The 13426-nt window shown below is 37.1% G+C and carries 11 protein-coding genes and 1 riboswitch; of the genes, 1 reads left to right on the top strand and 10 read right to left on the bottom strand.

Annotation, left to right across the window (positions count from 1 at the left end; translation table 11 throughout):
• Positions 1–198: 198 nt before the first annotated feature.
• The 5 genes from BZK14_RS03770 to BZK14_RS03750 all read right to left on the bottom strand — a co-directional run bounded on the left by BZK14_RS03770 (position 199) and on the right by BZK14_RS03750 (position 6214).
• Positions 199–900 (bottom strand): FadR/GntR family transcriptional regulator, encoded by a 702-nt coding sequence (locus BZK14_RS03770; protein WP_077925256.1) that lies wholly within the window; start codon positions 898–900, stop codon positions 199–201.
• Positions 901–1106: 206 nt separating this feature from the next.
• On the bottom strand, positions 1107–1616 hold the full coding sequence (locus BZK14_RS03765) for a hypothetical protein (RefSeq protein WP_077925255.1): 510 nt from the start codon (positions 1614–1616) through the stop codon (positions 1107–1109).
• 108 nt (positions 1617–1724) lie between these two features.
• Positions 1725–2738, bottom strand: coding sequence for a nucleoid-associated protein (locus BZK14_RS03760; RefSeq protein WP_077925254.1), 1014 nt, complete (start codon positions 2736–2738; stop codon positions 1725–1727).
• Between the two features lie 198 nt (positions 2739–2936).
• A complete protein-coding gene (locus tag BZK14_RS03755) occupies positions 2937–3821 on the bottom strand; it encodes a hypothetical protein (protein ID WP_077925253.1) in 885 nt (294 codons plus the stop codon).
• Positions 3822–3949: 128 nt separating this feature from the next.
• Complete coding sequence (locus BZK14_RS03750) at positions 3950–6214, bottom strand: Tex family protein (RefSeq protein WP_077925252.1); 2265 nt, start codon at positions 6212–6214, stop codon at positions 3950–3952.
• A gap of 154 nt (positions 6215–6368) precedes the next feature.
• Here BZK14_RS03750 and BZK14_RS03745 point away from each other — a divergent pair, with 154 nt between their 5' ends.
• Positions 6369–8072, top strand: coding sequence for a hypothetical protein (locus BZK14_RS03745; protein ID WP_077925251.1), 1704 nt, complete (start codon positions 6369–6371; stop codon positions 8070–8072).
• 58 nt (positions 8073–8130) lie between these two features.
• On the opposite strand, the gene BZK14_RS03740 is transcribed toward BZK14_RS03745, so the two are convergent.
• From BZK14_RS03740 to uriH, 5 genes are all read right to left on the bottom strand, one after another.
• Positions 8131–9351, bottom strand: a complete 1221-nt coding sequence (locus BZK14_RS03740) for a DUF819 family protein (RefSeq protein WP_077925250.1) — start codon at positions 9349–9351, stop codon at positions 8131–8133.
• Between the two features lie 21 nt (positions 9352–9372).
• Positions 9373–10068, bottom strand: coding sequence for a M15 family metallopeptidase (locus tag BZK14_RS03735; RefSeq protein WP_077925249.1), 696 nt, complete (start codon positions 10066–10068; stop codon positions 9373–9375).
• A 115-nt stretch (positions 10069–10183) separates the two neighbouring features.
• Entirely contained in the window at positions 10184–10663 is a 480-nt protein-coding gene (locus BZK14_RS03730; protein ID WP_077925248.1) for a copper resistance protein NlpE N-terminal domain-containing protein, read from the bottom strand.
• A 125-nt stretch (positions 10664–10788) separates the two neighbouring features.
• Positions 10789–12177: a uridine transporter UriT gene (gene uriT, locus BZK14_RS03725; protein ID WP_077925247.1), complete on the bottom strand. Its 1389-nt coding sequence runs from the start codon at positions 12175–12177 to the stop codon at positions 10789–10791.
• Complete coding sequence (gene uriH / locus BZK14_RS03720; RefSeq protein WP_077925246.1) at positions 12167–13120, bottom strand: uridine-preferring nucleoside hydrolase UriH; 954 nt, start codon at positions 13118–13120, stop codon at positions 12167–12169. The genes uriT and uriH overlap by 11 nt, the downstream gene beginning before the upstream one ends.
• Positions 13121–13280: 160 nt before the next feature.
• Positions 13281–13382, top strand: a riboswitch (SAM riboswitch).
• Positions 13383–13426 lie beyond the last annotated feature (44 nt).

Here is a 13426-nt window from a genome sequence, read left to right as displayed (position 1 = left end):
ATAATACTATTTGATAACTGTTTTTAAGAACATCGTCAACAAAAATCATCTATAAATATTAATAATTACATAATTTACAAACAACTAATTGTTATTAAATAGATAATAACTACATAATATTTTCAAAACTAACAAAAAATACCCAATCTTAAAATTGGGTATTTTCATTCATATAATTACAAGCTGTAGGATTTTAAATCAGCTTAAATTTTTATACAGCGCAATTGTCTGCTCGATATGTTTTTTCATCAATATCACGCCCAATTCAGCATCTCTTGCCACTAATGCATTATAAATTTCCCTATGCACATCAATGAAATGATCCACATTATCTAATTTTCTGATGCTCGTACGAGTATCATGCAGTGTTTCAAAAAAGCGCTCAAATATGATTTCTACTAGATCAGTCATCATGCTGTTATGGCTCGCTTTCACTAATTCTAAGTGAAAACGCAAATCTTCTTTTGCTGCAGTTTTTTGTAATTTAACACGCGCTTCCAATGCTTGCAAAGCAGCTTCAACAGATTTTAGATCTTGCTCTGTTGCTCTTTCGGTTGCCAGAACAAATGAACGTGTTTCTAAGCCTTCCCGAATTTCCAATAAACTGATGATGTCTTCAGGTTGGATATGCAATATACGACTACGAACAAATTCCACAATAAGATCTTTATCACTCTTTGCCAACATCAATGAGCCATCTGTTTTATCTAACAGAATATTTTCAGCTTTTAAGACTTTAATAGCATGAGCCACTTCTGCTTCTGTATAGCCAAGCTTATCTGCAATCTCCTTTATGGAAGGTAATGTTTCGCCTGGAAGAAAACCACCTGATTCAATTGCTTCCATAAAATAAACAATCACTTCTTCATGAGGTATACGCTTAACAGATGATAATTTCATAATGCTCCTCCTACTGCGTTGATATTATTTTGTATAATACATCAAACTTTTATAACTATAGTTTTATACTATCACTAATATTCAAAGAGACTCAAGAAATTTTAGATAATTAAATTTTATCAAATAAATCAATAAAATAAATACACAACATCCAATAAAAGCACTATTAAAAATAGTTTAAACGATATATATTCAGTATAGAATAATTAACAATCTTTGGAGCAAAGCCAATTTTGATTAGAAAAATCATACACCAATGAATCCACCGACATACCTGGCTCTGGAAACTCTAAACTTGCTAAGTTCTGCCCTTCTCGCTGATAAATGAACTGCGGCACATTCATTTGTACTTTTTCATAATCTTCACTGATGTCTACAATATGCGGAAAATAACCATTTCTGTCCTTATAGTCATTGACAACGACAATGAACCGATCCACTTGTTGCTGAACATAAAAAGAAATTAATTTAGTAGGAATGAGCGCAGCAACAAAAATCACTACCGCATAAATAAGATTCTGCTGATGATGCTTTAACCTCTGTTGATATTTTGTGCCAAGCAACAAAATAATCATAAAAACCTGCCAAACTGCATAAATCAGCAAAACAACAACACAGGCTGTATTTAATAACCAATCGCCATAAGACATAAATGGCAATAGAAACAAAATCAGCGCAATGGTTGTCACGACAAGGCGATCAATTCTAAATGGCATAGTATTCACCTACAATATAACTATTTGATAAAAACAATAATATTAATAAGCATAGTAGAACTATAGCAAAATAGGTGAATAAAACAACTTTATGAGTTGATAAGGATTTTATGACTCAGGCTCATAAACATCAAATTTAATGATTGCGGTAAAGCCTTGTCCATCTTCCACAATCTCAATTTGATCAATGTAAGTATCTTTACTGCGAACCACAAGTTCAATGCCTTCTGCAATGCTCGCCTTTTGCATCGTATTTTTGGATTGCTCGCGGAATTGATGACTTGGCACGCTGATCTCACGATCAATCGCAAAACCTGCCTTATTCTGCACCGCATTAAACACACGATTGATCTCTTGCTCTTCCACATAAGGTTTCGAGAAATTTTCGAGATCTTTAAAGCGAATATCATCATGCTCTTCTAAATGACTTTCTAAGCTTTTATTAAACTCCAAGCGTTGTTCTGGCGTTGCAATGCGTTTATTCAAGCCACGCAAAATATCATTACTTGCTTTAAGCTCGGCATGTTCCGTTTGCTTTGGCTTTAAACTCAAGAAGTCATCATGCCAATACTTTGTGCGTCTTTTTTGGCTATCAATCGCTAACACAGATTCATCACTCGCCAAAATCAAAGCACCCTTTTGAATATCTCTTAAAGAAATCCCTTCTTTTTCAATGAATTCCAAAGTGCCATTATTATCATAAATATCGAGATAATCATCTTTCGATTCCACTTTAAATAACCCAAGCGCCTTGGTTTCGTTAGAGTTCATAAAGATGTTATCAAACAAGATAATAATAAAATCGCCGCCCATGATATTTGGGTGATTCGTCACACTATGCAGATGCCCTGCAATTTTAATCGATGCATCATGAAAATCTGCATCTGCTGTAAAAATCTCTTTCGCATAACCTGCAATCACATCTGTTAAATCACCTGCTTTAAACTCATAAGCATCTTCAAGCTCTGATAGTGGCAATAAATAATGCTCTAATAATAGCGCTTCAAGAGATGCACTTGGCTTCACACTAGCCTCTGAAAATACGCACTCTTCCTCGCGCCCAATATTCCCAACTTGATGAATGATGATTTTTTCTATTGTTGCTGAACTGATGTTTAACATTTTGTTTTCCGATTAACCTAAAAATAATTTAGAGTATTTTAACTTATTATTCAGCAATCGAATTTTTGTTTAACTCTCACTATCATCAATATTCTCACCTTTTTGAAGAGAGTATCATTTTTGGTTAAGTCTATAACATTAAAAATCTCATAATTGTATACAATGGTTAAAGAAGTTTTGGGTTTACCAAATTTTAAACTATTCTTTTAACATCTCTGTTTCAACCACTTTATTATCTTGGATATCTAATATGACTTCTTTAGATATTCTCTTATCCGTCTGTGGGAAACAATCTTCTTTGAATAAGTAATCTACTAATACTTTTTTGTCCTCCCACTGATAGTTTATCTGTTGCACTTTACATTCAACAACTGCATCCAACGTCATAATTTCTATGCTAAATAAATCTGTATTTTTAATAGTAAAACGATCATTATTACTCTGATCTAAAAAAATTTCTTTAAGTTTCAAAGATGACAGATTATTTACATATATACTTGGCGCATCTGTTTCTTCTATAAAAAGAAAATCATCTCTATCAAATATTGGCAGTGAAATTTCTTCACTGTGATATGGACTAAAAATTTTGACCGAATCATCTGATGAATTTGCATAATCCTTCATAAATTCTTTTAAAGAAATTCTATAATTTCCTATTTTTAGAAAAATAGCGCTAATACCAACAGCTCTGTCCTTTTGATTAATCAAAATTAATCGACTAACCTTGGCATTGCCCGATGAATATGTTGTCACACCTGTAATATAAACTTTAAAGGCATAACCTGATTTACGTTGAAAATTCAAAAAAGCAATGACAAAAGCTATTATTGCCATCACGGCTGTCATTATACGTAAAGCCAATCCAATTGCTTCTAATACTGTTAAATCTTTCCAATATAATATTGGGTATGTAAAAACCACAAAAGCAATCATTCCTCCAACTAAGCTAGTTTGCCAAATCTTCTGTTCTGAAGATAAAATATCCCATTTTTTATAATTACAAATCAAAATTGAGAAGCACACACATAGTGTTATAACTGCCAAAATATTTAAAACAATAAACCCAACCGAATTTGAATCCATAAAATACCTTATAGATAATTATTAATTTGAATTTTATTATATGCAATACATATAGTTAAATGTATACAATATATTTTTACCCTTGATACTAAAAAGCACCATATCACTATGATGCTTTCAATTAATTCCTACTTCTTCAACCCACCCAACGCAGCCGCAAATGGATTATTACTCGGGGCTTCTTTAACATGTTTCTGATTAAAGCCCGCTTTGCGATCATTGCCTTTCGGTGCGTTGTTTTTTACTTGGTTAATATCATCCGATAAGCGCATTGTGAGTTGGATTCGGTTACGTGGCACATCCACTTCGATCACTTTAACCTTCACAATATCGCCCACTTTCACAACTTCATGGGGGTCTTTCACAAAGCGATCCGCCAAAGCGCTAATGTGCACTAAACCATCCTGATGCACGCCGATATCCACAAATGCACCAAAGTTAGCAACGTTGGTAATCACGCCTTCGAGCATCATGCCTTCTTTCAAATCTTTAATAGTTTCAATGCCATCTTTAAATGTCGCAGTTTTGAACTCAGGGCGAGGATCACGCCCAGGTTTTTCAAGCTCTTTAATGATGTCCAACACAGTTGGCAAACCAAACTGCTCACAAGTATAATCGCTCGCTTTTAAGCCTTTTAGGAAGCTAGCATTACCAATCACTTGGTCAATCGTTGTGTTATTCTTCGCTAAAATGCGCTCAACCACAGGATAAGCTTCAGGATGCACCGATGAACGATCCAATGGATTGTCACCAAAAATGCGCAAGAAACCTGCCGCTTGTTCAAAGGTTTTATCACCCAAGCGAGGCACTTTTTTCAATGCCTTACGATTTTTGAATGCACCATTTTCATCACGATAAGCCACGATATTCTGCGCAATCGTCGCATTTAAACCTGAAATATATGTTAGTAGCGCAGAAGAAGCCGTATTCACATCCACGCCTACCGCATTCACACAATCCTCAACCACTGCCGTTAAGCTTTTATTCAATTGCGCTTGGTTCACATCATGCTGATATTGACCAACACCGATGGATTTAGGGTCAATCTTAACCAATTCTGCCAATGGATCTTGCAAACGGCGCGCAATGGAAACTGCACCACGGAGCGCAACATCCATATCGGGGAATTCTTTAGCAGCGAGTTCAGAAGCCGAATACACAGAAGCACCTGCTTCGCTCACCACGATTTTCTTTAAGTTCGGAATACGTTCACACAATTCTTGTGCCAATTTATCCGTTTCGCGCGAAGCTGTACCATTACCAATCGAAACCAATGTTAAATCATGCTTTTTGCATAAAGCTTCTAAGATCGCCAATGCTTGATTCCACTGATTTTGCGGTGCATGAGGATAAATCACAGCAGTATCAAGCACTTTGCCCGTCACATCCACACAAGCAACTTTACAACCTGTACGCTGTCCCGGATCTAAGCCTAAGATCGCTTTACTACCTGCTGGTGCCATTAACAATAGATCTTTTAAGTTTTTCGCAAATACTTTGATCGCTTCATCATCCGCATCATCACGCATTTTTCCAAGTTGTTCCAATGCCAATGATAAGAATAATTTAGAGCGCCAACATAAACGAATCGTATCGCTCATCCATTTATGCATATCTTTTAGGCCAAAATATTCCGCCATCATCACTTGTGGAATTTCTAAAGCGTTATCAGGTAGGATCAAATCAACATTGAGTAAATCTTCTTTTTTACCACGTAACAAAGCTAAAGCACGATGGGATGGAATTGTTTTAATTGGCTCGCGGAATTCAAAATAATCTGAGAACTTAATCGCCGCTGCTTTTTTAGATTCATCCACAGAAGCCACAATCACGCCTTCATCCCACACAAATTGACGCAATTTACCCACTAAATCCGCTTGCTCTGACATATGCTCGATCAAAATAAAGCGCGCGCCATCCAACACTGCTTTTTCATCTTCAAAGCCTGCTTCTTTATTAATGAATTGCCCCGCCAATGTTTCGGGATCAATGTTTGGTGATTCTGTCAAAATCGTCATAGCCAAAGGCTCAATACCAGCTTCACGTGCGATTTGTGCTTTTGTTCTGCGCTTTGGTTTATAAGGGAGATAAATATCTTCCAGTTCTGTTTTTGTTAAGGTATTGAGGATTTTATTTTCTAATACTGGTGTTAATTTATCTTGCGAACGAATGGATTCCAAAATCGTTTTTTGGCGCTCCGTCAATTCACGCAAATAAATCAAACGCGTATCCAATGTTCTCAATTGTGTATCATCCAATCCGCCTGTCACTTCCTTACGATAACGCGCGATGAACGGCACTGTTGCGCCACCATCTAATAGGTCAACCGCCGCATTTACTTGGTTTGGTTTGGCGTTAATTTCGCCAGCAATGATATCTACAATCGAAAGCATTATTTGTATCCTAATTTTTATCAATAAGGCTGGATTTTAGCAGAATTACAAAGCATTGGCACAATATGGTTATTTGCAATACATGCGGCGGTATGTTGCAAGATAATAACGCCTGTTATATGCTTTCGACGCATTTACAATTCAGGCAAACATCATGACATTCGATAAAGAGCAATATCATCAACACTGCAAACAAGTGATTGACCTTTACATCAAAGATTCAACACGTTTGGAGCATTTCAATTTTAATGTTGATTTAATCGAAGCCTATCAATATCAGTTTGATGTAGCGCTCACTGTGCATTTATCTTCACGGATTGATAGCTATCGCAGAATTGGTACAGTACAAGCCAATGAATACACCTTGGTCTATTTGGATCATTACGCTTATCACGATGCATTGAAGCATCATTCTAGTGCTGAGCTCAATCGCTCTAATGCATTATCAGATGTTGAATATCGTGTATTAACTTCACCGTATGGCACATTGCATCAAGCCATTGAGGTTCATCAATATGATAAGAACATCTGCCATACATATGAATGTGATGTTTGTCATGGGCACGGTAGAATCAATTGTTCTACTTGCCATGGCTCAGGTAAATCAACGTGTGGTTATTGTAGCGGCAGCGGACAAACACAAAAAAGCCGACAGCGCCATGATGCTTATAATAATCAATATCGCACAGAATATTATTATGAAAGTTGCCATTATTGTTGGGGATCAGGTCGAAGCAATTGCTCACCTTGTCATGGTTCAGGAAAAGTACAATGTCATACTTGCGAAGGGACAGCATATATCACAGAAGTCAGCACAATTTATACGGTTGCAACGCCAAAATACTCTTTAATTTTCCCACAGGAAGATGTACCAAAATACATTCCTGATGCTTTGTATCAAGCAGGTTTACATAATTTAGCCCAACATGGCAATGTTTCCCTGCACATGCACGAACAATATCCTGATATTTTAGCCATGCAGTTTGCTTATTCTGCAACGATGAATTTTGCACGTTCACAAAGCAATATTAAGGATTACCACATCACTTGGATTTTGTATGGAGATCAACCACAGATTTTAGAATCCAGTAATGTACTAGAAGTATTATTACAAAAAGATTTGGATGATTTGATTTATCGTGGGCAATATCTACCAAGATCCTTGCCTTTTTCAGGATTTCTGAACACCAAAACGATTCAAAAATTCACAGAATCTGAAATCAACCAAATCATGCTAGAGAAACAGTGTGAAGGTAAAACCATTCCACAAGTGCGAGAGCATTTACAACGCTCTGTTTCAGAAGAATACATTGCCCAATCTAGCAATGCTTTACTAAAAATCATTACTTCCGCTCGACGTTGGTCATTATTGAAATGGATGCTATTGTGCGTTGTAATAGGTTATGTTTTATATACGAGCCAAGCGATTACAGAACTGTATTATGCACAGCAATATCATTATTCAGCGAAAGTGTTTGCATTCAGTGATGATGCATTTAAAAACCTGTCTGTATTTTTTGATAATCTCGTGGGTATGTCCAAATACATTGGTTTGAAGTTATTAATCACTTTTTATGTTCTGTTTTTTATCCGTAGAATGTATTTTCGATCATGGTTGAAACGCGCAGGAACTGTAAGATTATATTGGTGGAGTAACTATTTTAGCTTAACAGTTTGTCGTCGATTAATGCCTGCAATTGTTGCTGTTTTACTCACATTTGCAGCCATCTACTTTGCGCCCTTAACATTAGATGCAAGCAATAAAGTATGGGGATTAATCCCTGCTGATATTATCTTGGATTATTCAATGAAGATTCAGCAATGGTTGAGCTATCTGAACTATTTGAAATTTTTCTAATACATAAACACAAAAATCCCGCATGCTGCGGGATTTTTAAATACTCTACAAAACTCAATTACATCAATTTTGATAAGAAAATATATAGCAAAGTACCGATATAATTACCGACGATATAGCCAACAGTTCCTACAACTAAGATTGGGCCAATTAACTTCGTCCAACCTTGGCTGATTGCCAATGCTGCTGCTGTTGTTGGGCCACCCACGTTGGCATTACACGCTAATATAATTTCTTCCAATGTAAACTTGAACAATTTACCCACGCCCAATGACCAAATTAAGTTCACGAGCATTACGACAATTACGAATACAAACAAAATTGGCGCTTTTTGTACGATCAAAGCAATCGATGCTGGCATTGCGATAACAACGAAGAACAAGTAAATCGCATATGTTCCCAACTCTTGTGCGCCATGTAATTTTGCAAATTGCTTTCTGAACAATAACAATGCAACCAAAGTGAATGTCGTTAACAACAAATATTTATCCGTGATTAATCCAAATGCAATTTCTTCTAAAATATTGTTGGGTACACCAAAGAACGCTTTTAAAATGCTTGATGTTTTAAATGCCAACGCCACCAATAATGCTGATGCTGCTATTGAAATACCAATATCCTTCAAACCGATCGTTTTTGGCTGCCAATAAGCTTCTGCAATTGTTCTGTCATTTGTGCCTTCTGCAGCTTCTTTTTCAAATTGAATGATGTGTGGCGTTGGGTATTTTTTACGGAAAAAGCCCATGCCTGCGATCAAGATCAACATGATGAAATAAACGGACATTACCAAGTTATCGGCAACTGTTGTCGCTGCTACGATATCTTTTGTTGGCTCATACTTTGCAACCATGGCTGCAAAGTTTACACCGCCACCTGTATAAGTTGCCCCAATCATTGCACTCACTTTATCCAATTCTGGGATATAGTTTTTCAATGCAAAGAATGCAATAATCACACCAAACACTGTACCGATCGAGCTTAGTAAGAAAATCGCTAATAAACGACCACTTTCTCTAAAAATCGCGTGAATATCCACATGAAACAGTAATAAAGGAATTGCTAATGGCACAATATAAGCCCAAACAGCATCATAAACAGCTGTATCTTGTGGCACTAAACCAAAGTTAGTGGCAGCTAAACCAATGATCAGCGCAATCACAGCGCCCGACAACTTCGCTGCCCATTGATATTTTTGCTCCAATACAATGGAAACGGTTGCTGCAATCAATAAAAACGCCCATAAACCAATGGTATTATCGGCGGAAATCCAAGTTTCCATACTCTCTCCTTTTGTCTCTTTTTATAAGCTTGTTGCAGAATAAACGGCGTGATTCTCAGCGCTGTAATGCGCCCACAATTGATTACCATAATCAAAGTGCCACCATTCTGTGGGTAAATTAGTGAATCCAACATCTATCATTGCATTGAATAAAATGCGGCGGCGCATGCGGATTTCTATAGATTTCCCTTCTTCTTCAAAGGCTGCCGTCCATGAATCTTCTTCAGGGCTGTCAAACGCTGTCCCCATATCTAGTGCATTACCTTTTAAATCACACAATGTTAGATCCACAGATCCACCTGTTAAATGTGGGCTTGGGGAATCTTTTTGCGTACGAGGCTCTGCCACAAATTCACTTAAACGTGCTTCAAATTCTTCTTGGGTTAAATTGGGTTCTTGCTCATGGATCACTTCACCAACAACATCGCGCAATGCCTTTTGAACACGATAAGGGCGCCAACCATCTAAAATGATAATGCCCATGGTTTTCGGTAATGATTCCACCATCAACTGCAACTTTTCTGCTACATTTTTACGTAACCAGATATCTGGTAATGCGCCATCGATTTTATTTTCATAATAAAAAGACTGACAAAAAACTCGGTCACTGCTTTCAATCTTAACTAATTCATCTTCATTTTCAATGATTTTACCTAGAAAGACACTATCCCAATTCGGTGTTGTCTGTTTCGGGATCATACGTACTTCTAAACTCATACTGCTATCCTTGTTACAACCTTGTTCATCGTTCAACCTACACTATGAAAATGGTTACAATTTAGCAACACGAATTAATTTATTATTTTGTTCTAATTTTTAGAACATAATTATTTTATTCAACTTTATATAAAACAAATGAATTACCATCAACACTCAAGCAACCTACGCCATTCATATTGAGTTGTTGAAGGTTGCCATCTTTGAATTGATATTTACTTTTAGCAGGTGAATCTATTTGAAACTTTTCTCCTGTTTCATCCCATTGATATAAACCTGTATGAAACTCATCTAAATTGCTTGCTACACCAATCCTTGTCACAGTTTGGCTATAATGTCCATCTGTTAAATTCAGCGTAATTTTAGTACCTTTGCAATCAGCACATGGCAACATGCCTTCATAAGTGCCATTATATTTAATGCTCTGTTTCGGTGTATTTTGCTCACTAAACTTAGGGATTTTATCAGGATCAACAATGACATCATCCACTTGGACAATTTCCATTTTAACTTCTGATTTCTTGTGCATGATCACATTGAAAAAAACTAATGCAATGCCTGTTAAAATCATACCCAAGATAAATGCTCTCATCATTTTATAGTGCTCTATGAATATCTATGATTAATTTACTCATGGTAACAAATAATACTCACGGCGTTATTGATCGAGTTCAATAAAAAAATCCTGCCGAAGCAGGATTTGATATTCATCTATGTTAATTAAACACTTTGCACTTCTGCATCCACTGGTTTTGGAATTAAGAATGACACTAAAAATGCCAATACAGTAATGCCTAAGCCTAATAACATACCATTGAAATAACCATCTTTAGATGTTGCATTCATTGCCTGCATGGCAGGTAATAGTGCAAAGCTTAAACCTGCACCAATATGGAAAGCGGCCGCATTCATACCTGGTAAAAAGCCTGGATTATCTTTAGGAGATAATACAACACCTAAACCATTCAACATGATATTAGCTGTACCTGCATAAGTCACACCGATAAAGATCGTTGCAGTAATCAAAATTGCTAAAGTATTTAAGCCTAAGTACATCAACGCCACAACGCCAAGCAAGCTACCAATCAAACCTACACGTAAGATTCTGTTATAACCATAAACAGGTGCTAATTTACCCATGAATGGACCCACTAACCAACCAATCAAAGCATAAGGTGCTAATAGATAAATCGCCGTAGTATTAGCAGTTAAGCTATAACCAATCTCACCATTTTGCGCAAATGAAACCACCAAGCCATTCACAATCGCAAAAATACCTGTCATGGTTAATACTGTCGTTAATAGTAAAGCCCACGTTGAGCGCTTTTTGAGATCAGCAATGGTTACCAATGGATTTGTCACTTTCTTTTCCACTTGTACAAACAGAGTGAACGAAATTAAAGCAACAATTACTGAACCAACCACTAATGGAATATTACTTGTGAAGTTCAATGCTGTTAAGAAGCCAGCCAACGTGATCACTAAAAAGATAACACCAACCCAGTCCATTCTCTGCCCAGCATTAGGTTTAGATTCTGGCGCGCCTTTCAAGATGAATGGCAATGTCATCACACCCACCGCAGCGATGAACCAAAATACTGGTCTAAAGCCAAAGTTCGTTGCGATATAACCGCCCAAGAAAGCATCGATCCCTGCAATACCACCATTCACCGCTGTGATAATGCCCATCAAAATCCCATATTGCTTAGGATCTTTCACTTCATGATGAAGCATCAATAAACACAATGGTACAACAGGGCCAGAAACACCTTGAATTACACGAGATAAAAAATAGATCTCAATATTGGGTGCTAAAGCCGCCACAACGCCACCAATGGTTGTGATTGCAATTAATGTGAATAGCACTTTTTGACGACCAACAATATCACTCAAACGAGGAACAAAGATTGAGAATAACGCCGCCGACATAAAGAATGCTGTTTGCGTTAAACCTACAGTCGCTTCAGATGTTTCTAAGCTCTTTGCAATCGTCACCAATACAGGATTAAGCATACTAGCATTCAGCTGGAATGCCATACATGCCATTAGAAGTGCCACCATGAGTGGCACTACATTGGTTTTCTCCTTAAGCGGAGTGCTATTTGTCATAGTCCACCTCGCCAATGCGCTCTAGCGCATCCACGATTAAGTCCCAAAAATAAGTATGATCCAATTTCACCGCCACCTGTGTATGGCAATCAGGTTCTGGTGGGTTACGGAAATCCGCGACTGTCATACCCAAAGTTAAAGTGCCTGTTAACTCAATATCTACTGGCACTTTTTGCGTTGTCATCACTTTTGGATCAATCACATAAGCTACTGCACATGGATCATGAACAGGTGGATAATCAAAACCTTGTGCTTTTTTATACATTTTTCCAAAGCATTCTAAAAGCTCTAACACAAATTTTGCGGGCTTTGTACCAACTTTAGTAATTTTCTCAACCACTTCAGGCGTTGCCAATGCTTGGTGTGTTAAATCCAAACCAACCATTGTTAATGGCCATTTTTCGTTGAATACAATGTGTGCTGCTTCTGGGTCAATTTTGATATTGAACTCTGCAACTGCGCTCCAGTTACCGACATGATAACCACCACCCATCAATACAACTTCTTTCACACGCTCAACAATTTTTGGCTCTTTTCTTGCTGCCATTGCTATATTTGTTAAACCGCCTGTTGGTACGATTGTCACTGTTTTTGGTGGGTGACTCATGATCGTTTCAATGATTAAATCCACAGCATGACGAGAATCTAATTCTAATGTAGGTTCTGGTAACTCGGGGCCATCTAAGCCTGACTCACCATGGACATCTGGTGCAATTTCTATATCTCTTACTAGCGGTCTTACGCAACCTGCTGCAAATGGCACACCTACAATATTGGCCACCTTTGCCATACCTAAGGCATTACGCGTTACTTTTTCTAAAGTTTGATTACCAACAACCGTTGTAACTGCCAATAATTCAATCTCAGGATTACCATGTGCTAGTAAGATTGCAATCGCATCATCATGGCCTGGATCACAATCTAAAATTATTTTCTTGGTCATCGTTATCACCTTGTATTGTTTAGAAGTATGCCTATCATAGCTCAGTTATATTTATAATGGTTTTGTATGCATAAAAATTTTATTCATGTCATAAAATTATCGTTTTTATCTTTGCATTTAGCCACAAACATGCTAATAATAAAACATGTTCTGCAAAGAGCACTTATCAAGAGTGGTGGAGGGATAGGCCCTGTGAAACCCGGCAACCTGAACAAAGTTTAAGGTGCTAACTCCCGCAAGTATTGTGCTTGAGAGATAAGAGGATTGGATTCTAAGGCCAACATTCTTGATAAAAATTTAAGAATG

It is taken from the genome of Wohlfahrtiimonas larvae, from assembly GCF_002006755.1.
Taxonomy (GTDB): Bacteria; Pseudomonadota; Gammaproteobacteria; order Cardiobacteriales; family Wohlfahrtiimonadaceae; genus Wohlfahrtiimonas; species Wohlfahrtiimonas larvae.
The sequence above is the reverse complement of the archived record's forward strand: the minus strand, read 5'-3'. Positions and strand labels throughout refer to the sequence as shown.